Genomic DNA, 24722 nt, shown 5'->3' on the forward strand with positions numbered 1-24722 from the left:
ACGGCAGAGGTTGCCGGTAACATCAAGTTGCCTTTAAATCGTGTCGATTACAACCAGCAGGGGAGCCAGTGGCGTTGGATAATATTGACGACATCAGGCAGATGGAACAACAGGCCGATCAACGGCTGGATGCAACCGGACTTGCCTGTCCGATGCCGCTTTTGAAGGCGCGTCAGGCTCTGGCGGCGCTGGACGCCGGCCAGCGTCTGCATGTGGTCTGCACCGATCCGGGGTCATGGCGTGACTTCGAGAGCTTTGCCGCTCAGGGGGCGCATGAGCTGGCAGGCCGCCGTCAGGAGGCGGACGTTTACCACTACATACTGATCAAGGGGTGCTGAAACCAGTGCCGGCCGGTTTTTTTCTCATGGTGTCAATAATTCAATGACCTTCAGAAACCTCTGGAATCATTTCATCGAGCGCTACCTCTCCGATGAGGAAGCGGTCATGCTGGGCGCGCTGCTGGTACTGGGGTTCGCCATCATCATCTTTTTCGGTGGCATGCTGGCACCGTTTTTGACTGCCCTGGTCTTTGCCTTTCTGCTGCAGGGCGTGGTGCGCTGGCTCGAACGGCTGGGACTGTCGCGGCTACCGGCCGTGTGCCTGGTGCTGTTGATGTTTGTCGGGGCGATGCTGTTTTTTGCCCTGATCATCTTTCCGATGGTCTGGGATCAGTTCGCGCGCCTGGTGCAGGGACTGCCTTCCGTGCTGTACCGCAGCCAGGCGCTGCTGGATGAGCTGCAGGCCCGCTATCCCAGTATCATCACGCCCGATCAGGTGCAGCATTTGATCAACACCGCCAGCCAGGAGGCGACCCAGCTGGGACGGCGCGTGGTGAGTCTCTCCCTGAGCTCGCTGGCCGGTGTGCTCAGCGTTATCATCTATCTGGTGCTGGTGCCGATCCTGGTCTTTTTCATGCTCAAGGACCGCGAGCGGCTGGTCGGGTTTTTCCTGTCGCTGCTGCCCAAAAAGCGCATGCTGATGACCCGGGTATGGTGCGAAATGGATACCCAGATCGCCAACTTCATCCGTGGCAAGTTCATCGAGATCATGATCGTCGGGGTGGTGTCGTTTGTCACCTTCTGGGCGCTGGGGCTGCCCTATGCGGTGCTGCTGGGTATCGTGGTGGGGCTGTCCGTACTGGTGCCCTATATCGGTGCAGCGGCGGCCACGCTGCCGGTAGCGGCCTCCGCGGGACTTCACTTCGGGTTCGATACCCAGTTTGTCTATGTCCTGCTGGCCTACGCCCTCATTCAGGCACTGGATGGCAACGTGCTGGTGACCCTTTTGTTCTCGGAAGTGGTCAACCTGCACCCGGTGGCGATCATCCTGGCCGTGCTGTTCTTTGGCGGTATCTGGGGGTTCTGGGGCATTTTTTTCGCCATTCCGCTGGCCACGCTGATCAAGTCGCTGATGTTTGCCTGGCCCCGCGGGGCGAGCGCGCTGCGAAAGGAGGGCGCCGCCGCGGGCGAATGAAGTATTGCAGCCCTGCGCCGGCAGGGCTGCAACCGCCTACCGGCCGTCGTTGAGTGCCTGCGCCGTTGCCAGCACCTCGTCGGCATGTCCTGCCACTTTCACGCCCCGCCACTGCGCCGCGATATTACCTTCCCGGTCGATCAGGAAGGTGCTGCGCTCGATGCCCTCGTGCGTCTTGCCGAAAAGTTTTTTGGTTCTGATGACATCGAAGGCGCGGCACAGGGTTTCTTCCGGGTCGCTGACCAGCTCGAACGGGAAGTCCTGCTTGTGCCTGAAGTTTTCATGCTTGCGCAGCGAGTCCCGCGAGACACCGAACACACGCGTGTTGGCCTGTTCAAAGGCACTCATGCGGTCGCGAAACGCCTGACCTTCGGTGGTACAGCCAGGCGTTGAATCCTTTGGATAGAAATACACCACGACCTGCTCCCCCTTGAAGGCGGCAGGATTGAAGCTGGTGCCGCTGGTGGCGTCCAGCGTGATATCCGGGGCGGGCGTGCCGATGGTCATGGTCATGAAGCGTCTCCCTGAGGATAAAGCGGCGTCGCCGATCACCGGCGCGCAATCCGATGTGGCAGATGACAATACCCGAGTCGAACAGTGAAATCAGCCGGCCCGGCCGTGCGGCCATGTTTTCCTGTTCGGCGGTGTCTGTACAGCATGGGGTGCGCCGAGTACCATCGTCAGCGTCATGAACGACCCCGAGCGCTGTGTCATCACGACCGACAGTATCGGCGCAGGTCTGTCGCAGCGGCCCTGGCAGGGTCGTTTTCAAATGAATTCAAAGGAAGAGGTTGGCGGGATGATCACTGGCAGCATGGTCGCTCTGGCGACACCCATGAAAGCCGATGGGGCCATCGACTGGGACGCCCTGAAACATCTTGTAAACTGGCATCTCGAGCACGGCACCGATGCCATCGTGGCGGCGGGAACCACCGGCGAGCCCACCACCATGAGCTTTGCCGAGCACTTCGATGTGATCCGCACGGTGGTTGAAACGGTCAATGGCCGGGTGCCCGTTATCGCCGGCACCGGCGCCAACGCCACAGCAGAGGCGGTGGAGCTGGCGCGCTACGCCCGGGAGGTCGGCGCCGACTACTGCCTGTCGGTCACGCCCTATTACAACCGTCCGACGCAGGAAGGGCTGTATCAGCATTTCAGGGCCGTGGCCAACGCCTGCGATCTGCCCGTCATCATGTATAACGTCCCCGGTCGTACCGGTGTGGACCTCTACAACGAGACCGCCCAGCGTCTGGCAGCGATCGACAACATCGTGGGGCTCAAGGATGCCACCGGCAATCTCGAGCGCGCCGAGGATCTGATCGAGCGTCTCAAGGAGTATGACTTCGCGCTGTATTCCGGCGATGACCCGACGGCCTGTGAATTCATGCTGGCGGGTGGTCACGGGGCCATTTCGGTATCGGCCAATGTGGCGCCGGGCGCCATGCACGATCTCTGCATCGCCGCGACCGGCGGCGATCATGATCGCGCCCACCAGATCAATACGCGACTGATGCCGCTGCACTCGGTGCTGGGTATCGAGGCCAATCCCATCCCGGTCAAGTGGGCGCTTCACGAACTCGGTCTGATGGACAAGGGGATTCGCCTGCCGTTGACCTGGCTGTCCGAACGCTACCAATCCACCGTAGCCGAGGCGCTGCAGCTGGCCGGAGTGATGGATCAATGAGCAGGACGCGCTGGATAATGGTAACGCCGCTGCTGATCGCGCTGGGCGGCTGCGGGGGCGGCTATTATCATGACCGCAACAGCGAATATGCCGACGCGGAAATGACACCACCACTGGAGCTGCCGGCATCGCGCAATCAGGCTCGCTATCAGAATGCGATGCCGGTACCGCAGGCCACCAACGATTTCATCAGAAACCGCGACGGCTACGAGCCGCCGAGGCCGCAGACGCTGTCGACCAGTGACCGCGAAACGCGCTTTGTCGAGCCCCGCGAGGCCGATGGCAATCGCTGGCTGGTCGTGAGTGCCGCCCCCGGTGCGGTATGGCCGCGACTGCAGGAGTTCGTCCGTGCCAATGGCTATCAGGTACAGAACATTGATGGCAGCACGGGGCAGATCACGACCGATCGCGGCGTGCTGTCGGTACGTCAGGGCATCCGCAACAACACCACGGATGTTTATTGCCAGCAGGGCGGCAGCAGTGTCGATGCCTGCCTGAGCCAGGTCAGCCAGTATCTCTCCTCCAGCGCGCCGCAAGGCGGGGTGTCGATGGTGGCCCAGAACCTGTCACGCAACGATCGGGTGCGGCTGGAAAGCCGCGACGGTAACTGGCGCCTGGCGCTGGCGCTCGATTTCCCGCGCGCCTGGGCAGAGCTTGCCTGGCAGCTGGAGAACAACTACCAGACAGATCAGCGTCGCCTGATCGATCAGAACCGCAGCGAGCGTGTCTTTACCGTCGAGTACACGGTCAGGGGCGAGGGCAGCTGGATCCCCTTCCGGGGCAGCAGTGACGAAACGCAGCAGTATCTGCTTCACGTCGCGCCCGCCGATAACGGCACATTTGTCACCGTGACCGATCGTGCCGGCGAGCCCGTCGATCAGCAAAGGACCCATGACCTGCTGGACGGTGTGGCCTCGATCCTGCGCTGATGCGATTTGCATCGCTGGGTAGCGGCAGCCGGGGCAATGCCACGCTGGTCGGCAGTGGCGCGACCACCGTGCTGGTGGATTGTGGCTTCGGTATTCGCGACGCCATGAGGCGTCTGCAGTCGCTGCAGATGGACCCGGCCACACTGGCCGGTATTCTGATTACGCATGAGCATATCGATCATGTGCGTGGCGTGCCTGCGCTGGCGCGCCGGTTCGGTCTGACGGTCTACATGACCGTTGGTACCTGGCTGGCGCTACAGCCTGACCCTGCCATTGATGTCGTGCTGATCACGCCCGAGGAGACCCGGGGCATTGGTGATCTTGACATCACGCCGGTCACTGTCCCCCATGATGCCCGGGAGCCTGTACAGTTCCTGATTCAGGCCGGCGCCTGTCGGCTGGGGCTTCTGACCGATCTGGGCATGGTGACGCCGCACGTGCTTGAGCGCTATCAACAGTGCGACGCCCTGTTCATCGAGTGCAACCATGATCCGCGAATGCTGGCCAACGGCCCCTATCCACCGAGTCTCAAGCGGCGTGTCAGCGGCCGGCTGGGCCATCTTTCCAATCATCAGGCCGCGACGCTTTTGCAGTCGCTGGGCACCGATCGCCTGCAGCGGCTGGTTGCGTCCCACCTGTCGGAAAAGAATAATCTGCCCGAGATTGCCTTTGATGCGCTAAGGCCCCTGCTGGACAACGACGAGTCGCGTCTGGTCATTGCCCGACAGGGGCAACCCGTGGACTGGCAGTCGGTCAGCTGAGGCGCCGATATAACGGGCGGGTCGTGACAGGTCGTTGATGTTGCGCCATCCCTTTCCCATAACACCCTGATTCCCTGCCGGAGACTTTCGTGGAAAAACGCCAGGAACTTTACGCGGGCAAGGCCAAGTCCGTTTTTGAAACCGACGATCCGGATTATCTGATCCTTGAGTTTCGTGACGATACCAGCGCCTTTGACGGCAAGCGGGTCGAGCAGCTCGAGCGCAAGGGGCGCGTCAACAACCGCTTCAATGCCTTCATCATGAACGCCCTGAAGGAGGCCGGTATTCCGGTGCATTTCGAGCGGCTGCGCTCGGAGACCGAAAGCGAGGTCAAGCGCCTGACCATGATGCCGGTGGAGTGCGTGGTACGAAACATCGCCGCCGGCGGACTCTGCCGGCGTCTGGGCGTGGAAGAGGGCATGGCGCTCGAGCCGCCGACCTTTGAGCTCTTTCTCAAAAACGATGAGAAGGGCGACCCGATGATCAACGAATCGCTGGCCGAGACCTTTGGCTGGGCCCGGCGTGAACATCTGGTGCGGGCCCGCGAGCTGACCTTTCGGATCAATGACATCCTGCAAAAGCTCTTTCTGGCCGGCGATCTCCTGCTGGTGGATTACAAGCTCGAGTTCGGGTTGTTTCACGGCGAGGTGATGCTGGGCGATGAGTTTTCTCCCGACGGCTGCCGCCTGTGGGATGCCAATACCCGTGAGAAAATGGACAAGGACCGCTTCCGTCAGGGGCTGGGCGGCGTGATCGAGGCCTACGAGGAAGTCGGTCGCCGTATCGGCATCGATTTCGACCGGTCCGTGGACTGAAAAACCATGGCAGGGCCGGCGACGATAGCCGCCGCCGGCCACTCAGGCCATCGTTACCAGATGGTCGACCACGATCACGCTGGTGGGCTCATGCGCCCCGGCCGGCACGTGCGTCTCGACATGAAAGCGCACATCCAGATCAACCAGGCGCACGCCATAGCTGCGGTCATCGCGTTTGTGCCGGCGATAGGCCGGGCGCGGATCCTGTGACAACACCTGCTGAATCAGGGCCGCAAGATGCGCGCTGTCGGGGCGTTGGTTCAATACATGCCGACAGTCATCGCTCAGCCGCACTGCAAGCTGCGGCGGCGGCTCGGGCGCAAAACCGGCGCTGGCACCGTCCGCGTTGTCGGCCCAGGGCAGATAGGGCTTGATGTCCACCACTGGTGTAGCATCCACCAGATCATGGCCGCGCAGCCTCAGAACCGGCGCGGGCTCGTAATCGATGCCGACGAGCTCGACCAGCGACAGGCCCAGCCGGTTGGGGCGGTGGGTCGAGCGCGAGGCAAACACGCCGATCCGGGCGTTGCCGCCCAGCCGCGGTGGCCGTACCAGCGGTGTCCAGCGCTCGGGACTCTGGTGGAAGAGAAAGCTGATCCAGAGGTGGCTGAACTGCTCGAGTCCGCGCACGCAATCGGGGTGATCGAAGGGTGCGTTGAACCGCAGGGTGGCCGTGGCGTCGGGCGCCAGCCCCGGCTGACGCGGAATGCCGAACTTGTCCGGGTAGCAGCTCTCGACGGTGGCGATAATATCCAGGGTGGTCGAGGCGCTGGCAGGGGAAGGCGTATCATGTGAGGTCATGATCCGATTATGCCATTCGCCCCGGGTCACGACACCCTGTCGATGCGGCCCGGCGGCGCGATCGGTGCAGGCGGTCACGGGAATCAAAGGGACCATGCCGATGTCCAACGGGCACCGGCACCCTCCTCCCTGCGAGGAAGTGTCCAGACGTTGATGCAAGGAACAATCCTCATGACGGATCAAGACGGCGAAGCTTTTGACACGCCGATGCTTTTCACCGAAAAGAAGATCAATACCACGCTGCTGGGAGTGGCCTTTGCCGTCTCGGTGGCCGGCGGTATCACGCTGCTGGTGCAGGCCTGGCAGGTGGGGCGTCTCTGGCCGGATGGCGTCATCGGCATGGCGCTGGTGCTCTGGGGACTGATGGTCGGCAATAACCTGGCCGTGCGCCGGCGGCTGTCACCCGTGGTGAGGCTGGAGTCGCAGTGCGTGCGCTATATCGGCGGCCCGGCCTGGAAGCCCCGCATGATCACGCTGAATTTTCGCGATATCGCGCGCGTCGACAGGGTGCGCAGCAGCGGCGTGTCGCTGTATGTGCAGCAGGAGCGCAAGCCGCGTCTGGTGCCGATCGGGCTGCTGTCGAAACAGGACAGGGCGCAGTTTCTGCATGGCTTCCAGACGCGTTGTGATGCCGCCCGGGACATGAACGTCTCCTCCCGGCAGGCCTGATGCGCAAGCGCTACGATATTGAAAGGGATGACCGCGCCCATGATTGTTGATCACTGGCTTGTCGACGCACGTCAGGTCGTCTCTCCCAACGCTGACAAGCGTCCCCTGCAGGAAATCTCACGGGTCGTGCTGCACTCGATCAGTCTGCCGCCAGGGCATTTTGGCGGTGATGACATCGAGGCACTGTTTACCAACCGCCTGAACCGGGACGCACACCCCTTTTATCCCTCGATCGAGGGGCTACGGGTCTCGGCCCATCTATTGATCCGTCGTGACGGCAGCTGTGTCCAGTTCGTGCCCTTTGATCAAAGGGCCTGGCATGCCGGCCGCTCCCGGTGGCAGGGCCGACAGGCCCTCAATGACTTTACCATCGGCATTGAACTTGAAGGGGACGCGCGCCCCTTTACCCACGCGCAGTACCGATGCCTGGCCGACGTGCTGCAAGCGCTCGAGTATCATTATTGCGATATCGATGCCCGCGAGAGTCTTACCCACGAGCAGGTGGCGCCGCTTCGCAAGAGCGACCCGGGGCCGAGTTTTGATCATCAGTATCTTCGAGGGCTTCTGACGCGTTAGCGCGACAGGAAGGCGCAGCCGTGAGGGCTGGCTCCTGTCTGATGGCGTGACTATTCTGGCGGGAAGCCTGATGCCTGTCTGTCATGGCAGGCGGGACAGCGCCGGGGTGATCATCTTTCGAAGGCGGCTCAGGGCGCGGCGTGGCACTGGCGTCCCGAGACGTGAATTGGCATGACTTCATGTTTGCGGTATCTTCGTCGTCCAATCAGAGCGCCCATGTTCGAGTGTTGCCTGTTTCGTTGATGGCCAATGAGTCGGAACCCGCTGCAGTGTTTTATGGCTATCCGCGCCAGATACTGTACATCCGATGCCATCGCTTGACGTATCCGGAAACCATGGCCCCTGTACATATCGGGTGCCTATCCCGCCTTGAAAGCGCCAGAGGCTCCAAAAGGGCCCGCTGACAACTTATCTTCATTCGGAGAGACGTCTATGAGTCTGGAGGCAAAGGAAGATCACGATCCGGTCGAGACAAGGGAGTGGTTGGAAGCCCTGACATCGGTAGTGGATCGTGAAGGTGAGGAGCGTGCTCAGTATATTCTGAGCCGTCTGGCTGATCGCTTGCGCCGTGATGGCAAGCTGCCGCCGTTCTCCGTCAACACGCCTCATCGCAATACCATCCCCGTGCACCGTGAGGCCAAGCTGCCCGGCGACATGTTCATGGAGCGCAAGATTCGCTCCGCGATCCGCTGGAACAGCGTGGCGCAGGTCATTCGCGCCAACAAGAAGCACAAGGGACTGGGCGGCCATCTGGCCAGCTATATGTCCTGTGCCGTTTTGTATGAAGTGGGCTTTAACCACTTCTTCCGCGCCGACAGCGATGAGCAAAAGGGCGATCTGATCTATATACAGGGTCACGTCACGCCCGGTATCTATGCCCGCTCCTTTCTCGAAGGGCGTCTGACCGAGGAGCAGCTGGACACCTTCCGTCAGGAAGCGGTTGCCGAGGGGCTCTCCTCCTATCCCCATCCGTATCTGATGCCGGATTACTGGCAGTTCCCGACCGTATCGATGGGGCTGGGACCGATCCAGGCGATCTATCAGGCGCACGTCATGAAGTACATGCACGCGCGCGGGCTCGATGACATGGGCGATCGCAAGGTCTGGGCCTTTCTGGGCGACGGCGAGTGCGACGAGCCGGAATCGCTGGGGGCGCTGCACCTGGCCAGCCGTGAAAAGCTCGGCAACCTGATCTTTGTCATCAACTGCAACCTGCAGCGTCTTGACGGTCCGGTACGCGGTAACGGCCGGATCATGGACGAGCTCGAAGGCATGTTCCGCGGCGCCGGCTGGAACGTTCTAAAGGTGGTCTGGGGCGGTCTATGGGACCCGCTGTTCGAGCAGGACAGCAAGGGCCTCATGCAAAAGCGCATGGATGAGGCCGTCGACGGCGAATATCAGAACTTCAAGGCGCGTGGCGGGGCCTATACCCGTGAGAACTTCTTCGGCAAGTATCCCGAGACGGCCGAGATGGTCAAGGACTACTCCGATGAGGACATCTATCGTCTCAATCGTGGCGGCCACGATCCGCAAAAGATTTATGCGGCCTATCATGACGCCGTGAACAACGCCGGCGATCGTCCGACCGTGGTACTGGCGCACACCGTCAAGGGCTACGGCATGGGCGGCGGCAGCGGTGAGGCCGACATGGAAGCCCACCAGATCAAGTCGATGGAAACCGATGCGCTCAAGGTCATGCGTGATCGTTTTGGCATTCCGGTCTCCGACAAGCAGCTTGAAGAGGGCATGCCCTACTACAAGCCCGATGACGACAGCCCGGAAATGCGCTATCTGCACCAGCGGCGCAAGCAGCTGGGTGGTTACCTGCCGGCACGCAAGAACGATTTCGAGCCCATCGAGATTCCGGGGCTGGATGACAAGATGTTCGCCGCCCAGCTCAAGGGCTCCGGCGAGCGTGAAGTCTCCACCACCATGTCGTTTGTCCGTGTCCTCAATGGCCTGGTGAAAAACAAGCAGTTCGGCCAGCAGGTCGTGCCCATCATTCCCGATGAGGCGCGTACCTTCGGTATGGAAGGCATGTTCCGCCAGATCGGTATCTACGCCGCGGAAGGCCAGAAGTACGAGCCGATGGATACCGGCCAGATCATGTACTACCGCGAGGATCAGAAGGGTCAGATTCTCGAGGAGGGCATCAACGAAGCCGGCTCCATGTCAGCCTGGCTGGCGGCCGCAACCTCGTATGCCAACCACCATGTCCCGCTGCTGCCGTTTTACGTCTACTACTCGATGTTCGGCTTTCAGCGCGTGGGCGATCTGGTCTGGGCGGCCGGTGACCTGCAGGCGCGCGGTTTCATGATCGGCGGTACGGCCGGTCGTACCACCATCAATGGTGAGGGGCTGCAGCACCAGGACGGTCACAGCCATATCCTGATGTCCACGGTGCCCAACTGCCGCGCCTATGACCCCTGCTATGGCCACGAGCTGGCCGTCATCATGCAGGACGGTCTCAAGCGCATGTATCAGGACCGCGAGAGCTGCTTCTACTACCTGACGGTCATGAACGAAAACTATGTCCATCCCGAAATGCCGGAAGGCAGCGAGGAGGGCATCATTCGTGGCATGTATCTGCTGCAGGAAGGCGAGGGCAACAAGAAGCAGCCGCGCGTACAGCTTCTGGGCAGTGGCACGATCCTGCGTGAAGTCGAGGCGGCGGCCGAGCTGCTGCGCGATGACTTCAACGTCACCGCCGATGTCTGGAGCGTGACCAGCTTCAACGAGCTGCGTCGTGAAGCACTGGAACATGATCGCCAGCAGTTCCTCAACCCGGAAGGCGAGCAGGAAAAGCCCTGGGTCACGAGCTGTCTGGAAGGTCGCGAAGGCCCGGTCATTGCCTCCACGGACTACATGAAGCTCTATGCTGATCAGGTGCGTGCGTGGGTGCCGACCGACTTCCACGTGCTGGGCACCGATGGTTTCGGACGCTCGGACACGCGCGAGCATCTGCGTCGTTTCTTTGAGGTCGATCGCTACTTTGTCACCGTACTGGCGCTGCGCGCGCTGGCCAACCGTGGCGAGATCGATGCCAAGACCGTCAGTGACGCGATGAAAAAATACGACATCGACCCCGGCAAACCCAATCCGCTGGTGAGCTGAAGCGTCGGTCTCACAACAGTGGCGCCGGGTGAGTGATACGCTCACCCGGCCCGGGCAACGGCCAGGTGACAAGGAGCGCGACCTTGAGTAGTGAAATCATTAAGGTACCCGACATCGGGGGCAGCGAGGGCGTCGAGATCATCGAGATCTCCGTTCAGGCCGGCGATACGATCGACGCCGAAGACACCATGATCGTGCTGGAATCCGACAAGGCCAGCATGGATATTCCCGCCCCGAAGGCCGGCAAGGTCAAAAAGGTGCTGGTCAGCGAAGGGGACAAGGTGTCCGAAGGCGACGACATTCTCGAGCTGGAAGCCGAGGGTGAAGAAAGCGGCGACGCTGAAGAAAGCGATGACCAGGCCGACGAGAGCGACGATGACAAGGCGTCGGTCAAGGACAGCCGCGACGCCGAACATCTCGAGGAAGAGGCCGAGGCCGACGAATCGGATGTGGAAGACGACAAGCCGAAAAAGTCCTCCGGCGGCAAGCGCACGGTAGAAGTGCGCGTGCCGGATATCGGCGGCAGCGAAAACGTCGAGATCATCGAAATCGCGGTCAGCGAGGGCGACGAAATCAGCGAGGAAGACGCGCTGATTACGCTGGAGTCCGACAAGGCCTCGATGGATGTTCCCAGCCCCTATAGCGGCAAGCTGGTCTCTCTCGAACTCAAGGAGGGCGATACCGTCTCCGAGGGCGATCTGATCGGCACCATGGAAATCGCCGGTGATGGCGATGATGACGCCGACGCTGATGACGAGAGTGACGCCGATGACGACAGCAACGGCGGCGCGGATCACGAGGAAGAGGCCGACGCCATCGGTGACAGCGAGGATGATGTCGAAGAGAGCGACAGCGAAGGCGGTCGTCAGGAGCTGCGTGTCCCCGATATCGGTGGCAGCGACAACGTCGAAATCATCGAGGTCTCGATCAGCGAAGGCGACGAGATCAACGAAGAAGATGCACTGATCACGCTGGAGTCCGACAAGGCCTCCATGGACATCCCCAGTCCCTTCAAGGGCAAGGTGGTGGAAGTCAGCGTCAAGGAAGGTGACACCGTCTCCGAAGGCGACCTGATCGGCTATATCGAGGTAGCCGGCAGCAAGCCAAAGGGCGAGGGCGCCAGCAAAAAGTCTTCCAGTGACAAATCGGATTCGAGGAAAACATCTGACGACTCGGCCAAAAAGTCGGACTCGAAGAACTCCGATGCGAAAAAGTCCGAATCGAAGGGCAGCTCCGACTCGAAGGGCAAATCCGGCGGCGGCTCGAAAGAGCGCAAAAAGCAGGATGTGCCGGACAGCGAGGCGCAAAAGGACGAGGGTGACTACGGCGGTGAGCCCGGTCCCGAAGCACGTCGCAGCCAGGGTGACAGCACCTCCGGCAGCAGCGTTCATGCCGGCCCGGCAGTGCGCCTGATGGCGCGCGAGCTGGGTGTGGATCTGGCCGAGGTCAAGGCCAGCGGTCCGAAGGGGCGCGTGCTGAAGGAAGATGTAGACGCCTTCGTCAAGCAGGTCATGAGCGATCGCAAGAAGGACGGTGCCTCCTCGGCCCAGCCGGCCTCGCAGGCGCAGGGCGGTGCCGGCATTCCGCCCATCCCGGCAATCGATTTCAGCCAGTTCGGCGAAATCGAAGAGAAGCCCATGGGCCGCCTGATGAAGGCCGGGGCCACCAACCTGCATCGCAGCTGGCTCAACGTGCCGCACGTGACCCAGTTCGATGAGGCCGACATCACCGAGCTCGAGAACTTCCGCAAGGCGATGAAGGACGAGGCCGCGCAGCAGGGGGCGAAGCTCACGCCGCTGCCCTTCATGATCAAGGCCGCTGCGCACGCGCTGGCGAAGTTCCCGCAGTTCAACGTGTCGCTGCATCCGGATGGTGACAGGATCATCCAGAAGAAGTACTTCCACATTGGCGTGGCGGTGGATACGCCCAACGGGTTGATGGTACCGGTGATCCGCAATGTGGATCAGAAAGGCATCGTCGAGCTGGCCAAGGAAGTGATCGACCTCGCCGGCCGGGCGCAGGAAGGCAAGCTCAAGCGTGACGAGATGCAGGGCGGCTGCTTCACCATCTCGAGTCTCGGCTCGATTGGCGGTACGGCGTTCACCCCCATCGTCAACGCGCCTGAAGTGGCCATTCTGGGTGTGTCGAAATCGCAGATGAAGCCGGTATGGGACGGTCAGGAGTTCAAGCCGCGGCTGATGTGCCCGCTGTCGCTGTCCTATGACCACCGCGCCGTCAACGGTGCCGACGCAGCACGCTTTACGGCGTATCTGGCGGCCATTCTGACCGATATTCGGCGACTGACCATGTGACGGTAACCCCGTCTCGAGGCGGCCCTTCGGGGCCGCTTTTTTGTGTCTGCCCCGGGGCGGGGCTCGTCAATATGTCGCAGAGTCATCGACTTCGCTTGTGCCCGGATGGCGCCTGTCGTTATTGTTGCGTCTTATCGTCAGGCGGCCCGCCGATGATGCTTGTCTGAGGGCGGGGCCGGCCCGGGTCACGAGTCATTTATTGAGGAGCGGTTTTTCATGCGTTTGATCCTGTTGGGCGCCCCTGGTGCGGGTAAGGGGACGCAGGCCCGATTCATCTGCGAGCGCTTCGATATCGTGCAGATTTCGACCGGCGATATGCTGCGGGCGGCCGTCAAGGAAGGCAATGAACTGGGCCAGAGGGTCAAGGAGATCATGGCTGCCGGTCAACTCGTCTCCGATGATCTGATCATCGAGCTGGTCAGGGAGCGCATCAGCCAGCCCGACTGTGCCAACGGCTTTTTGTTTGACGGTTTCCCCCGCACGATCGTGCAGGCGGACGCGCTGAAGGACGCCGGGATCGATCTCGACCATGTGCTTGAAATCCATGTGGCTGACGAAGAGATCATCAACCGTCTCTCGGGGCGCCGCGTGCATCCGGGATCGGGGCGTGTCTACCATGTCGATAACCATCCGCCGCTCGAGGTGGATATCGACAACGACACCGGCGAGCCGCTGATTCAGCGCGAGGATGATCGCGAAGAGACCGTGCGCCATCGTCTGGAGGTCTATCACGACCAGACCGAGCCGCTGATCGCCTACTATCAGCAGTTGCAGGAGCAGGATCCCCAAAGGGCACCGGCCTTCCATCGGGTCGAGGGCGTGGGCAGTGTCGAGGATATTCGCGCCCGGGTGGTGGACGCGCTCACGTCCTGAAGCAGTGCCGTCATTCCTTTTCAGAAACCGCATGCCCCAGGGCATGCGGTTTTTTTCATGGCCGAATTTTTCTTTATAACTGTGCAGTTACGCCCATTTGTTCCGAACGTGACGGAATGGTTGGCCGAGCATGGTGTCTCTTTTACGGCAGTGTCATGATGCGCTGCTTCCATGGGCTGCGGCCATGCGCGTCGCCCTGTGTTGCCCCGAAACCGCTGCCCCGGAACACCGGATCAAAAGCGTTTTGGACGGGTGTTAATACCTACGTATAATGGCGCCTCATTTCCGACTCAGACGTAACGAGACCATGACTAGCCTGCTGGCCCTTGATGCTTCCTCTTCTGCCTGCTCCGTGGCCCTCTGGAGGGACGGTAATGTGATCAGCAGGGTAGAGCACGCCCCTCGTGGTCACACCCGTCGCCTCATGCCCATGATCGATGCACTGCTGGAGGAGGCCGGTATGGCCCGGGCCTCGCTGGATGCGATCGCCTACGGCCATGGCCCCGGCTCCTTTACCGGCATCCGTATTGCTGCCGGCGTGGCGCAGGGCATCGCCTACGGTCTGGCGCGGCCGCTGCTGGGCATCTCCACGCTGCGGGCGCTGGCGCAGGGTGCCTGGCAGCGTGACGGCGCCGGAGTGGTCATGCCGGCGCTGGATGCGCGTCTGGGCGAGCTTTATGTCGGCCTCTATCAGGGCGGGTCGGAGGGTCTGGAAACCGTCATGGCCGATGCCGTCATGACGCCCGAAACACTGGCGCTGCCGGCATGCGAGCCCGGTGCTATCACCATGGTCGGTAGCGGCGTGGCGTTGATGGACAGATTGCCATCCGGTGTTCGGGAGTGCGTGGGGACAACGCTTGGAGATCGCGAGCCCGAGGCCGGCGATATCGTGCAGCTGGCCGCCATGGATTTTGCCGCGGGGCTGATCACCAGCCCTCAACAAGCTCTTCCCATTTATCTGCGTGATCAGGTTGTTTCCAGCAAGCGTTAAGGATGCCTTCTATGGATTGGTTACATGTGGTGGTGCTCTCCTTTATTCAGGGGATCTCCGAATTTCTGCCGGTGTCGTCATCGGCGCACCTGATTCTGCCATCACAGCTGTTTGGCTGGCCCGATCAGGGGCTGGCATTCGACGTGGCCGTTCATGTCGGGACGCTTCTGGCCGTGGTCATGGCCTTTCGCAAGGATGTTGTCGCCATCGTTCGGGGCTGGTGCGCGCAGGTCTTCCAGCAGCGGCCGAACGAGGAAGGGCGCATCGGCTGGGCGGTCATCATTGCCACCCTGCCGGCAGGTGTTCTGGGGTTTCTCGGTGATGATTACATCAGCATTTATGCCCGTTCGGGGCTGGTGATTGCCACCACGACCATCGTTTTCGGCCTGCTGCTGTGGTGGGCGGACGTCAAGGGCATCCGCAAGCTGGTCATGTCGCAGATGACGCTGAAAAATGCGCTGCTGCTGGGGTTTGCCCAGGCGCTGGCGCTGATCCCGGGGACGTCGCGTTCGGGCATTACCATCACGGCAGCGCTGCTGCTGGGCTATACCCGCCAGACGGCCGCACGCTTTTCCTTTCTGATGTCGATTCCGCTGATTCTGGCCGCGGGCACCTTCAAGGCCGTCGAGCTTGCCAATACCGGCGCCGACGCGCACTGGCTGCCCATACTGGGTGGGGTGGTGCTCTCCTTTATCTCGGCGCTGGCGTGTATCAAGCTCTTTCTGGCCGCGCTGGACCGTATCGGCATGCTGCCCTTTGTCATCTATCGCCTGATTCTGGGCGTGTTTCTGATTGTCTTTCTGATATGACATCTTCAGACGCTGTTACCCGGCCCGTTGTAACGGGGGATGACCCCCGGAGCCGGGCCCTGGCGCAGCAGCTGGGCCTGGCGCTGGTGCAGACGCCGGGCAGTGATGCGCTGTGGCTGCGCTACGGCGAGCAGGGGCTTGAGCTCGGGGGCGACAGGCGCCGCTTCGGGGCACCGATCCGGGCCGACCTGGTCGGCGGCGGCGTGGCACACCGGCGGCAGTTCGGTGGCGGGCGCGGTCAGCTGATCGCCCGCGCCTGTGGTTTGAAGCAGGGTGTCTCGCCGGACATTATAGATGCCACGGCAGGACTCGGGCGCGACAGTGCGGTGCTGGCCGCGCTGGGATCACGCGTATTGATGATCGAGCGTCATCCGGTGGTGGCGGCACTGCTGTTCGATGCGCTGAGGCGGGCCGAAGAGATCGAGGCACTGACGTCGCTGACGCAGCGGCTTCATTTTGCCCACGGAGACAGTAGCCGGACGTTGTCGGCGCTGGTCGCGACATCAAGCGTGGCCCCTCAGGTCATCCACCTTGATCCCATGTATCCGCATCAGGACAAGTCCGCGCTGGTGAAAAAGGAGATGCGCCTTTTTCGCCGTCTGGTCGGGGATGATACGGACGCACCGCAGCTTCTGGCCCAGGCGCTGGACACCGCCACTCATCGGGTGGTGGTCAAGCGGCCAAAGGGCGCGCCACCGATCGAGGGCCCGTCCCCCAGTCACGACATCGTCTCCAGAAACAGCCGCTACGATCTTTACGTCCATCGCTCCCTGAAGCCGTCACGCTGACGCCTCGGTATGCGGCCTGCCGGCCGTCAGCTCCGTCAGCCGGTGTCGCAGGGTCGGGTCAAACAGCATGCGGCTTTTCGTTAATGCCTCCGGCAGCCGGGCGTCAAAATTGAGTCGCTCCTGCGACTGCCACAGCCAGCCGTCGCGCTCCAGCGTATCCAGCAGCCCCGCAAACAGGCGGCGGTCAAAGAACTCGGGGGCGTTGAGCCCCTGCAGCCGGGTCAGGCGTTCTGCCATCAGCTGGCTCTGGGCTTCCAGCACTTCCCGGCTGAGGGTGCCGCTGGGGTAGTGCATCAGCGTCGAAAACAGGATGAAGCCGCGCTCGAGCGTCGGCTGTATCGCCCGACCCAGCAGGTAGAGCCGTTCCCGTGCCTCATCGCCGGTGTCGGGGCGCTGCCAGGTCTCGCCCTGCTGTTTCAAGAGCCCCAGCGCCACGAAGACGTCCAGTACCTCGCGCAGATGCTCGGCAAAGGCCGTGTCATCATCCTCGATGAAATACTCCTGCTGCAGCGCCGGCCAGATGGGGGCCAGCAGGGCGTCGAGGGTTGTGAAGTCGAGGCTTGCGTTGTTGCGAAAGGCAAAGGCCACCAGCGCATGCAGGGCAAAGAGATGCAGGATGTTGTTGCGATACCAGGTCAGCAGGGTGGCTCGTTCGTCGCTGACGGTGATCAGATCGCCCAGCGAGTGTTCGATACGACTGATCATGCCCAGATACTCGCTGCGCTCGACCCACGCCTGCGGCCCCTGATCGGGCAGGCGAACGCGCTTGCCGCCCGGCAGCTGCGCCTGTAGCGCATACAGGGTATTGAGCTGTCGCAGCAGCAGATCGATTTCGATGGTGCGATGGGGCGTGGCCAGAAGGGTCAGGGCGACCATCGAAATGGGCGTCAGGGCGGCGGCGTGATTGATCCGCGTGGCAATCTCCAGACTCAGGTCGGGCACCGCCTCGCGCAGCCAGTCGGCGTCGTCACCGACTTTTGGCGAGCGCCAGTCGGGAAAGCGCTGGTCCAGGTAGCTGCCCAGCACCAGCGGTTCTCCCACGCTGACCTGAACACGCCCGAAGGGCTGGCGCAGGTGACGCAGTACGCGCAACAGTCCCAGCGGCGTCTCCTTGCGCTTCTTGCCGGTACGCAGTTCGCGAATATAGGCACTGGACTCAAGCACCTTTTCATAGCCGATATAGATCGGCACGAAGGCCAGTTCCCGGTTCGGCGCCCGCGCGTGGGAGCGCAGCGTCATCGACAGCATGCCGGGGCGCGGGGAGAGCATGCGGCCGGTGCGCGAGCGGCCCCCTTCAATGAAGTACTCGACCGGATGCCCCTGCGACAGCAGCTGATGCAGATATTCGTTGAACACGGCGCGGTAAAGCTGATTGCCGCGAAAGCTGCGGCGCATGAAAAAGGCGCCGGCCCGGCGCAGGAGCGGGCCGATCAGGGGCATGTCGAGATTGCGCCCGGCGGCAATGTGCGGCGGCATCAGTCCCTTTTGATAGAGCACGTAGGAGAGCAGCAGATAGTCGATGTGGCTGCGGTGGCAGGGGACATAGACCAGCTCATGGGTGCCGGCCAGGGCTTCGACATCCTCGATGCCGTGGATGTCGACACCGTCGTAGAGGCGGTTCCAGAGCCGCCCCAGCACCTGATAGAGAAAACGCAGCACAGGGGCTGACATGCTGGCGGCGATCTCGAAGCCGTAGCGTTCGGCGCGCTGCAGGGCGCGCTCATCGCGCTCGCCGTGTTCCAGGGCGCTTTGATGGATGGCGTCCCGAACGGCGGGCTGACGCAATACGCGTCGGATGAGGGTGCGACGATGGGACAGGTCGGGGCCGATGGCCTGCAGGCGAACGCGCCTGAAATAGCGGCGCAGAAAGCGGGTGATCCGGGTCCGGTTGAACTGCTGATCGACCTCGCCATGGGCCATCAGCTTGCGCAGCGATACCGGCTCGCCTAGGCGAATCTCGAGTGAGCGGCCATTGATGATCACGCCTGCCAGACGCTGTAGCCGCCCTACCAGCGACCAGCCATCGGCGGTCAGCAGGTGGCGCAGGCCCACGCGCTCCCGCTGGGGGGCACGTCCCCAGAACAGGGTGACCGGTACGAGGTCCACATCGCTGTCGGGATGCGCTTCCAGTACGCCGATCAGGTGATCCAGCGAGGCGGAGCGATCGACATGGCCGCGGTGGCGACGATAATGCGCGGCATCGAACAGTGCCAGATGTCCCGGAATGCGCTGGCCGTGGCCCAGGCAGATGCTCTCTTCCGGAGAAGGCAGGTTGTAACGCTGACAGAAGATGGACAGGGCCATGCGATCGGAGAGCGCCGATACCGGCAACAGATAGATCACCGGTCGGGTGCCCGGGTCAACAAGGGATTCGGGGCGTTCGGGATCGACGCTGCGAAAGCGCAGCCAGCTGCCGAGCAGCCGGCAACCGAGTCGCTGCCGGAATCCTTGTAGGGAGGGCGTGTCAGACATGGCCGTTTTGCTCGCTGAATCGGGAAAGCGGATGGTGTTGCCGACCTGAGGGGGCGGTCTGCATCGATCCGATGACATGGCACTATAGTATAGCGCTGGTTGAATCGACATGGCCCGGTAGGCAGGGCGGGGGAGGCGGTATGAGAGAGCAGTGGCACAACGGCAATCATTTCATCCTGTTGCCGGCGGCAGAGCGTTTTGTGCCGGCGCTGCTGGAGGCCATCGATCAGGCAGAAGCGTCGATTCTGATCGAGCTTTATATTGTTGAGGACGGCGAGATGGCCGAGCGCTTTTTCGCGGCACTCGAGCGCGCCGTTGCTCGCGGTGTTGACGTACGTTTGCTGATCGATGCCTGTGGCTCCTGGTCGCTGTCGGACCGGAGCAAGCAGCGACTGGTCGATGCCGGCGTGTCGCTGCGCGAATTCAACGCCCTGTCGCTCAGGCATCTGGGACGCTTTATCTCGCGGGATCATCGCAAACTGATCGTTCTCGACGGGCATACCGCCTTTACAGGCGGATTTGGCGTGAGTGATCTGTTTCTCGACTCATGGTTCGAGGTGGCCGTGCGTATCACCGGGCCCTGCGTCGATGACTGGATCGCTCTGTTCAGCCGGGTCTGGCGCTCCCGTCGAACGCAGGATTTCGTCACCGGGGCACGGCGGCGGGGTGGCGCGGCAGCGGTGAGGCCGCACCCGGTGCGCTGCGAAGGGCACATGGTCGGCCGCGTGGTCTGGGGCCAGGGCTATCGCTATCAGGCCATACGTCGCTCATTGCAGCATCAGATCGGCACCGCGCGTGAGCGCGTATGGATCTGTACGCCCTATTTCGTGCCCACCCGTACCCTGAGGCGACAGCTGCGTCGCGCCGCACGTCGCGGGGTGGATGTCAGACTGCTGCTGGCAGCGCGCGATCATGATCATCCCAGCGTGCGCTACGCCGGGCAGCGTTTTTTTACCCGGCTGTTGCGCTCGGGAGTGCGTATCTTCGAGTTTCAGCCACGTTTCATTCACGCCAAGTTCAGTCTGTGTGACGAATGGTCGACCACCGGGTCATGCAACTTTGATCACTGGAGTCTGCAGTGGAACCTGGAGGCCAATCAGGAGATCGATGACCCGGCCTTTGCCGGCGAGCTGGAGCAGCTCTTTGAGGCGTGCTTTGCCCAGTGTCACGAAATCAGCGCAGCGCACTGGGCGTCGCGGTCGCGACGTCAGCGGCTGCGTGAGTGGGGCTATGGGCTGATGGACTCGCTGATCACGCGACTGCGCTGAACGCTGCCGGCCGCCATCGCCCTTACCGGCGTTTGCCCGGCCCTCTGGCCTTGCCCTTGCCGCCTGATTTGCTTCCGGCGTTCCTGCCGCCCCTGGACGGCGCGGGCTTTTCGATCGGGGCGCGCTGCAGCAGGTAGAGATCCAGCGTCAGCTCGGCCAGCTGCCCCGCCAGACGGGTGGCTTCGGCCGGCTGCTGCCCGATGGCCGCAAGCTCCGGGTCTTCCTCGTCAAAGAGACCGGACAGGGTCATGAAGGGCAGCAGCAGCTCGGCAGCGGCCTCTTCCTGGGTACCGAACCAGGCCTGTTCGTCGAGGAAAACGCCTTCCATGAACCCGGCACACCAGAGCCGTACGGGGTGCTCGTTGTCGTCATCGCTGCCCTCAAACTCGAGCTCAAAGGGCAGGTCAGGAACGTTGCCGCCTTCAAGGACATCGACGGCGTTGTCGACCAGGGCATCCAGCGACTCGAGGATCTCCTGACGCTGCCGGTCGCTCTCGAAATCGGGCGTAGTGTCAAACACCAGGGCGTGACGCTCATCGCGGTCATGGGATACGGTCGAGATGGCCAGCGCTGTCAAAAGACCGTGGGCGCCGAACAGGTCCAGCGCCTCTTCGCTGACACGCTCGGAGTCGAGAAATTCGAACAGGGCATCAAGACGGTCATCTTCCAGCAGCGGTACCGGTTGCGGCGTATCGGCCGTGATATCATTCATTAAACAGTATCCATACAGTAAGCAGCGCGTGGCGCGGCAGCCGAGCCGCCGGGTCGAGAGCCGACAGTTTATCATCCATGACCGAGCCTCTTTCCAATCACATTGATGACTTTCCCGCCGGGGATGCCAGCCGGGCGCGGCTTATGGCCCATGTGCAGGCGTGTTTGCAAACGGCGCGGCGACACTATCCGGAATTGCCCGCACCCGGTGTCTGGTGTGATCTGCGCGGTCGCAGCGCCGGTCAGGCCCATTACGGTCGTGGCGGGCTGCGCTTCAACATGACGCTGTACGGCGAGCAGCCCGAGGCCTTTCTGACCGAGGTGGTAACGCATGAAATGGCCCACTGGGTCGTCCATCATGTGTATCCCCGCCGCGTTCGACCGCATGGCGTGCAGTGGCAGCAGGTCATGGTCAGGGTCTTTGATCGTCCACCCAGCGTCACCCACCGTTTTGATACCTCGCGCGCCAGTCCGGCGCCCTATCGCTACAGCTGTGGCTGTCGCAGTCACTACTTTACCCGGCGACGCTACAACAACGAGCGCCGCGGCAGTCGCTATTGCTGCCGTCACTGTGGCGAAAGGCTGCGACTTCAGGAGAAGAGCGCCGATCAGGACACAGGGTGATTGGTCGAACAGTGACCATGGTCTAATGGTCAGCCTGCCCCCGCATGACGCTAATCTAGGGATCACATTATTCATGATGGGTATCCGTGACCCCATCAGCTCGAGGAGATGCGACATGAGCCAGACTGCCCATGCCATGGCAGGTGCCGCACAAACGCTGCCTGGTCCGATAAGCGAACAGGACTATCGCGAACGCTATCGCTATTCGATCGAATCTCCTGAAGCCTTCTGGCGCGAAGAAATGCAGCGCCTTGACTGGATGCGTACGCCGGAAACGATATTCGACGGCCGTTTCGGCGAAAACCATTCCCGTATCAAGTGGTTCGAGGATGGCGTGCTCAATGCCTCGGTCAACTGTCTGGACCGCCATCTCGACAGCCGCGGTGACAAGCCGGCGATCATCTGGGAAGGGGATAACCCCGACCACCAGCGTGTCATCACCTATCGCGAGCTTCACAGGCAGACCAATCAGTTTGCCAACATGCTCAAGTCGCTTGGCGTAGGGCGCGGTGACACCGTCACGCTCTATATGCCGATGATTCCGGAAGCTGCCGTGGCGATGCTGGCGTGCGCCCGCATTGGCGCCGTGCATTCGGTGGTGTTTGGTGGGTTTTCTCCCGAAGCGCTGGCCGGTCGGATATCGGACTGTCAGTCACGCGTGGTCATCACCTCGGATATCTCGCGTCGCGGTGGCAAGCAGGTGCCGCTCAAGAAAAACGTCGACGAGGCCCTTTCCATCAAGGGCACCGACTGCGTCGAACACGTGCTGGTTGTACCGTGCGGCGATGATCCGATCGACTGGCAGTCACGCGATATCGATGCCTGCGAGATGATGCTGTCGCAATCCGATGCGTGTGAGCCCGAAGCCATGGGCGCCGAAGACCCTCTGTTCATTCTCTATACCTCGGGGTCGACCGGCACGCCCAAGGGGCTGATGCATACTACCGGTGGTTATCTGCTTTTCACGGCCATGACCCATCAGCAGATCTTCGGTCTGCGCGAGGATGATGTCTACTGGTGCGCCGCCGATGTGGGCTGGGTCACCGGGCACTCCTATGTGGTCTACGGACCGCTGGCCAACGGCGCCACGACGGTCATGTTCGAGGGCGTGCCGAGCTATCCGGATTACGGCCGCGTGGGAGAGGTGATCGACCGGCACAACATCACGATCTTCTACACCTCGCCGACGGCCATTCGCGCCATGATGGGCCATGGCGATCACGTCATGGACAGCAGCCGGCGCGACTCGCTGCGCCTGATCGGAACGGTCGGCGAGCCCATCAACCCGCAGGCCTGGCACTTCAGTCACCAGGTGATCGGTAACGGACGCTGTCCGATCATGGATACCTGGTGGCAGACCGAAACCGGCGGTCACATGATGGCGCCGCTGACCGATGTCGAGAGCGTCAAGCCAGGGGCGGCCATGCGTCCCTTCTTCGGTATTCGCCCGGCCCTGATGGATGCCGAGGGCCAGCGTATCGAGGGTGAAGGCGACGGCAGCCTGGTGATCGAGGGCAGCTGGCCCGGGCAGGCCCGTACCATCTGGGGCAATCACGAGCGTTTCGAGGAAACCTATTTCAGCACCCATCCCGGCGCCTATTTTACCGGGGACGGTGCGCATCGCGACGCCGACGGCGATTACTGGATCACCGGGCGTATCGATGACGTGCTCAACGTGTCCGGTCACCGGATGGGAACGGCTGAAATCGAATCGGCACTGGTGGCCCATCCGGCCGTGGCCGAAGCCGCCGTGGTGGGCTTTCCGCATGACGTGAAGGGGCAGGGCATCTATGCCTATATCACCCTGATGCAGGACGCACAGGCCAGCGATGCGCTGAGCCAGGAGCTCAACGATGTGGTGCGCCGGGATATCGGCGCCATCGCCAAGCTCGACGCCATCCAGTGGGCGCCGGGGCTGCCCAAGACACGCTCGGGCAAGATCATGCGTCGAATCCTGCGCAAGATTGCCGCCAATGAGGTGGATGGTCTGGGGGATATCAGCACGCTCTCCGATCCTGACGTGGTGCAGGCCCTGATCAAGGATCGCGTTAACCACTAGGTAATATGCTTATCTGCTTGTCGATCACGACAAGCGCGTCATCTTGTCGCATAATGAACGTTGGCTCCGGGAAACCGGTTGCCAACGTTTTATTTTGGAAATAAAAAAATCATGGGATAACATGCTGAGATTGCTGGTTACATTGACATGATCGGCAGATGGCATGATGACGCTCGGCCTTGCACTGCTGATGACGTGGCTGACCGCGTTTTGATGGGGCTGGGCCGTCCTGAATGATACGGGGAATCCTGGAGGAAACGCATGGCCTTTGCCCAGAAGTTTATCGTGGCAGACGATCACCCCTTGTTTCGTGCGGCGCTGACGCAGTCCCTGCGTCAGGTAGCGGCCAATGCCGAGATTGTTGAAGCCGATACCATGGAAGCCACCATCGAGGTGGTGACGCGTCATCCCGATGCCGACCTGATTCTTCTGGATCTGCGTATGCCCGGCGCACACGGTTTTTCGGGCCTGATACAGCTGCGCGGTCAGATGCCTGACATCCCGGTGGCCGTCATTTCCGGCAGCGAGGAGCCGCAGGTGGTGCGCCGCTCCCTTGATTACGGTGCGTCGGGATTCATTCCCAAGTCGGCGTCGCTGGATACGATCGCCGGGGGGATCAGCGCCATTCTGGACGGCGAAATATGGCTGCCTCCTGAAATGGCGGACTATCTGGGAGACGGCGACGAGGAGGAGGCCAGGTTTGCCGCGGCCATCGCCTCGCTGACGCCGCAGCAGTTCCGGGTGCTCAACATGCTCACCGAAGGGCTTTTGAACAAGCAGATCGCCTACGATCTCCACGTTTCCGAGGCCACCATCAAGGCGCACGTCACGGCCATTTTGCGCAAGCTGGGCGTCCATTCGCGAACACAGGCCGTCATTGCTGCCCAGAAACTCGAGGTAGAGCCTTCGCGCGTCGAAGAGTAGGGCAGTGACAGGCACAAAAAATCCCGGCATGAACCGGGATTTTTTGTGCCTGTAAGGCGTCGATCAGCT

At 61.9% G+C, this 24722-nt stretch carries 22 protein-coding genes; 18 read left to right on the plus strand and 4 right to left on the minus strand.

Features of this window, described 5'->3' with window-relative positions:
* Positions 1–74: 74 nt before the first annotated feature.
* Both M1D97_RS05410 and M1D97_RS05415 read left to right on the plus strand, forming a co-directional pair.
* On the plus strand, positions 75–338 hold the full coding sequence (locus tag M1D97_RS05410; RefSeq protein ID WP_456269719.1) for a sulfurtransferase TusA family protein: 264 nt from the start codon (positions 75–77) through the stop codon (positions 336–338).
* Positions 339–381: 43 nt separating this feature from the next.
* The gene (locus M1D97_RS05415; RefSeq protein WP_456269720.1) at positions 382–1473 is read left to right on the plus strand and encodes an AI-2E family transporter; all 1092 of its coding nucleotides are present in this window, start codon (positions 382–384) and stop codon (positions 1471–1473) included.
* A 36-nt stretch (positions 1474–1509) separates the two neighbouring features.
* Here M1D97_RS05415 and M1D97_RS05420 read toward each other — a convergent pair whose 3' ends face one another.
* Positions 1510–1986 (minus strand): peroxiredoxin, encoded by a 477-nt coding sequence (locus M1D97_RS05420; RefSeq protein WP_456269721.1) that lies wholly within the window; start codon positions 1984–1986, stop codon positions 1510–1512.
* A 286-nt stretch (positions 1987–2272) separates the two neighbouring features.
* Here M1D97_RS05420 and dapA point away from each other — a divergent pair, with 286 nt between their 5' ends.
* From dapA to purC, 4 genes are all read left to right on the plus strand, one after another.
* Positions 2273–3157, plus strand: a complete 885-nt coding sequence (gene dapA / locus M1D97_RS05425; protein ID WP_456270178.1) for a 4-hydroxy-tetrahydrodipicolinate synthase — start codon at positions 2273–2275, stop codon at positions 3155–3157.
* Entirely contained in the window at positions 3154–4086 is a 933-nt protein-coding gene (gene bamC, locus M1D97_RS05430; protein WP_456269722.1) for an outer membrane protein assembly factor BamC, read from the plus strand. The genes dapA and bamC overlap by 4 nt, the downstream gene beginning before the upstream one ends.
* Positions 4086–4847 (plus strand): MBL fold metallo-hydrolase, encoded by a 762-nt coding sequence (locus M1D97_RS05435; protein WP_456269723.1) that lies wholly within the window; start codon positions 4086–4088, stop codon positions 4845–4847. The genes bamC and M1D97_RS05435 overlap by 1 nt, the downstream gene beginning before the upstream one ends.
* Before the next feature lie 89 nt (positions 4848–4936).
* On the plus strand, positions 4937–5662 hold the full coding sequence (gene purC, locus M1D97_RS05440) for a phosphoribosylaminoimidazolesuccinocarboxamide synthase (RefSeq protein ID WP_456269724.1): 726 nt from the start codon (positions 4937–4939) through the stop codon (positions 5660–5662).
* A 42-nt stretch (positions 5663–5704) separates the two neighbouring features.
* Here the strand turns inward: purC and tsaA are convergent, their stop codons facing one another.
* Entirely contained in the window at positions 5705–6463 is a 759-nt protein-coding gene (gene tsaA / locus M1D97_RS05445) for a tRNA (N6-threonylcarbamoyladenosine(37)-N6)-methyltransferase TrmO (RefSeq protein ID WP_456269725.1), read from the minus strand.
* 171 nt (positions 6464–6634) lie between these two features.
* On the opposite strand from tsaA, the gene M1D97_RS05450 reads away from it, so the two are divergent.
* The 8 genes from M1D97_RS05450 to M1D97_RS05485 all read left to right on the plus strand — a co-directional run bounded on the left by M1D97_RS05450 (position 6635) and on the right by M1D97_RS05485 (position 16595).
* A complete protein-coding gene (locus tag M1D97_RS05450; protein ID WP_456269726.1) occupies positions 6635–7132 on the plus strand; it encodes a hypothetical protein in 498 nt (165 codons plus the stop codon).
* Between the two features lie 39 nt (positions 7133–7171).
* Positions 7172–7708, plus strand: a complete 537-nt coding sequence (ampD, locus tag M1D97_RS05455; RefSeq protein ID WP_456269727.1) for a 1,6-anhydro-N-acetylmuramyl-L-alanine amidase AmpD — start codon at positions 7172–7174, stop codon at positions 7706–7708.
* A gap of 432 nt (positions 7709–8140) precedes the next feature.
* The gene (gene aceE, locus M1D97_RS05460) at positions 8141–10822 is read left to right on the plus strand and encodes a pyruvate dehydrogenase (acetyl-transferring), homodimeric type (RefSeq protein ID WP_456269728.1); all 2682 of its coding nucleotides are present in this window, start codon (positions 8141–8143) and stop codon (positions 10820–10822) included.
* Positions 10823–10905: 83 nt separating this feature from the next.
* Positions 10906–13134: a 2-oxo acid dehydrogenase subunit E2 gene (locus M1D97_RS05465; protein WP_456269729.1), complete on the plus strand. Its 2229-nt coding sequence runs from the start codon at positions 10906–10908 to the stop codon at positions 13132–13134.
* A gap of 216 nt (positions 13135–13350) precedes the next feature.
* Positions 13351–14007 (plus strand): adenylate kinase, encoded by a 657-nt coding sequence (gene adk, locus M1D97_RS05470; RefSeq protein WP_456269730.1) that lies wholly within the window; start codon positions 13351–13353, stop codon positions 14005–14007.
* Between the two features lie 307 nt (positions 14008–14314).
* The gene (gene tsaB / locus M1D97_RS05475; protein ID WP_456269731.1) at positions 14315–14998 is read left to right on the plus strand and encodes a tRNA (adenosine(37)-N6)-threonylcarbamoyltransferase complex dimerization subunit type 1 TsaB; all 684 of its coding nucleotides are present in this window, start codon (positions 14315–14317) and stop codon (positions 14996–14998) included.
* Between the two features lie 11 nt (positions 14999–15009).
* Complete coding sequence (locus M1D97_RS05480; protein WP_456269732.1) at positions 15010–15807, plus strand: undecaprenyl-diphosphate phosphatase; 798 nt, start codon at positions 15010–15012, stop codon at positions 15805–15807.
* Positions 15804–16595, plus strand: coding sequence for a class I SAM-dependent methyltransferase (locus M1D97_RS05485; RefSeq protein ID WP_456269733.1), 792 nt, complete (start codon positions 15804–15806; stop codon positions 16593–16595). The genes M1D97_RS05480 and M1D97_RS05485 overlap by 4 nt, the downstream gene beginning before the upstream one ends.
* On the opposite strand, the gene plsB is transcribed toward M1D97_RS05485, so the two are convergent.
* Positions 16587–19067 (minus strand): glycerol-3-phosphate 1-O-acyltransferase PlsB, encoded by a 2481-nt coding sequence (gene plsB / locus M1D97_RS05490; protein WP_456269734.1) that lies wholly within the window; start codon positions 19065–19067, stop codon positions 16587–16589. The genes M1D97_RS05485 and plsB overlap by 9 nt on opposite strands.
* 140 nt (positions 19068–19207) lie before the next feature.
* On the opposite strand from plsB, the gene M1D97_RS05495 reads away from it, so the two are divergent.
* A complete protein-coding gene (locus tag M1D97_RS05495) occupies positions 19208–20335 on the plus strand; it encodes a phospholipase D-like domain-containing protein (RefSeq protein WP_456269735.1) in 1128 nt (375 codons plus the stop codon).
* 22 nt (positions 20336–20357) lie between these two features.
* On the opposite strand, the gene M1D97_RS05500 is transcribed toward M1D97_RS05495, so the two are convergent.
* Positions 20358–21047, minus strand: coding sequence for a YecA/YgfB family protein (locus M1D97_RS05500; RefSeq protein WP_456269736.1), 690 nt, complete (start codon positions 21045–21047; stop codon positions 20358–20360).
* Positions 21048–21124: 77 nt separating this feature from the next.
* Between M1D97_RS05500 and M1D97_RS05505 the strand changes: the two genes are divergently transcribed.
* From M1D97_RS05505 to M1D97_RS05515, 3 genes are all read left to right on the plus strand, one after another.
* On the plus strand, positions 21125–21670 hold the full coding sequence (locus M1D97_RS05505) for a SprT family zinc-dependent metalloprotease (RefSeq protein ID WP_456269737.1): 546 nt from the start codon (positions 21125–21127) through the stop codon (positions 21668–21670).
* Between the two features lie 136 nt (positions 21671–21806).
* Complete coding sequence (acs, locus tag M1D97_RS05510) at positions 21807–23729, plus strand: acetate--CoA ligase (RefSeq protein ID WP_456270179.1); 1923 nt, start codon at positions 21807–21809, stop codon at positions 23727–23729.
* A gap of 261 nt (positions 23730–23990) precedes the next feature.
* Positions 23991–24653 carry a response regulator gene (locus tag M1D97_RS05515; protein ID WP_456269738.1) on the plus strand — a complete coding sequence of 221 codons (663 nt, stop codon included), beginning with the start codon at positions 23991–23993 and terminating at the stop codon, positions 24651–24653.
* Positions 24654–24722: the final 69 nt, after the last annotated feature.

Source organism: Kushneria sp. AK178, assembly GCF_053903105.1.

Excerpts from the sequence above, each read along its gene's own strand:
- M1D97_RS05415 (WP_456269720.1), top strand. The coding sequence starts at position 382 with ATGACCTTCAGAAACCTCTGGAATCATTTCATCGAGCGCTACCTCTCC.
- M1D97_RS05420 (WP_456269721.1), bottom strand. The coding sequence starts at position 1,986 with ATGACCATGACCATCGGCACGCCCGCCCCGGATATCACGCTGGACGCC.
- dapA (WP_456270178.1), top strand. The coding sequence starts at position 2,273 with ATGATCACTGGCAGCATGGTCGCTCTGGCGACACCCATGAAAGCCGAT.
- bamC (WP_456269722.1), top strand. The coding sequence starts at position 3,154 with ATGAGCAGGACGCGCTGGATAATGGTAACGCCGCTGCTGATCGCGCTG.
- M1D97_RS05435 (WP_456269723.1), top strand. The coding sequence starts at position 4,086 with ATGCGATTTGCATCGCTGGGTAGCGGCAGCCGGGGCAATGCCACGCTG.
- tsaA (WP_456269725.1), bottom strand. The coding sequence starts at position 6,463 with ATGACCTCACATGATACGCCTTCCCCTGCCAGCGCCTCGACCACCCTG.
- M1D97_RS05450 (WP_456269726.1), top strand. The coding sequence starts at position 6,635 with ATGACGGATCAAGACGGCGAAGCTTTTGACACGCCGATGCTTTTCACC.
- ampD (WP_456269727.1), top strand. The coding sequence starts at position 7,172 with ATGATTGTTGATCACTGGCTTGTCGACGCACGTCAGGTCGTCTCTCCC.
- aceE (WP_456269728.1), top strand. The coding sequence starts at position 8,141 with ATGAGTCTGGAGGCAAAGGAAGATCACGATCCGGTCGAGACAAGGGAG.
- adk (WP_456269730.1), top strand. The coding sequence starts at position 13,351 with ATGCGTTTGATCCTGTTGGGCGCCCCTGGTGCGGGTAAGGGGACGCAG.
- tsaB (WP_456269731.1), top strand. The coding sequence starts at position 14,315 with ATGACTAGCCTGCTGGCCCTTGATGCTTCCTCTTCTGCCTGCTCCGTG.
- M1D97_RS05480 (WP_456269732.1), top strand. The coding sequence starts at position 15,010 with ATGGATTGGTTACATGTGGTGGTGCTCTCCTTTATTCAGGGGATCTCC.
- M1D97_RS05485 (WP_456269733.1), top strand. The coding sequence starts at position 15,804 with ATGACATCTTCAGACGCTGTTACCCGGCCCGTTGTAACGGGGGATGAC.
- plsB (WP_456269734.1), bottom strand. The coding sequence starts at position 19,067 with ATGTCTGACACGCCCTCCCTACAAGGATTCCGGCAGCGACTCGGTTGC.
- M1D97_RS05495 (WP_456269735.1), top strand. The coding sequence starts at position 19,208 with ATGAGAGAGCAGTGGCACAACGGCAATCATTTCATCCTGTTGCCGGCG.
- M1D97_RS05500 (WP_456269736.1), bottom strand. The coding sequence starts at position 21,047 with ATGAATGATATCACGGCCGATACGCCGCAACCGGTACCGCTGCTGGAA.
- M1D97_RS05505 (WP_456269737.1), top strand. The coding sequence starts at position 21,125 with ATGACCGAGCCTCTTTCCAATCACATTGATGACTTTCCCGCCGGGGAT.
- acs (WP_456270179.1), top strand. The coding sequence starts at position 21,807 with ATGGCAGGTGCCGCACAAACGCTGCCTGGTCCGATAAGCGAACAGGAC.
- M1D97_RS05515 (WP_456269738.1), top strand. The coding sequence starts at position 23,991 with ATGGCCTTTGCCCAGAAGTTTATCGTGGCAGACGATCACCCCTTGTTT.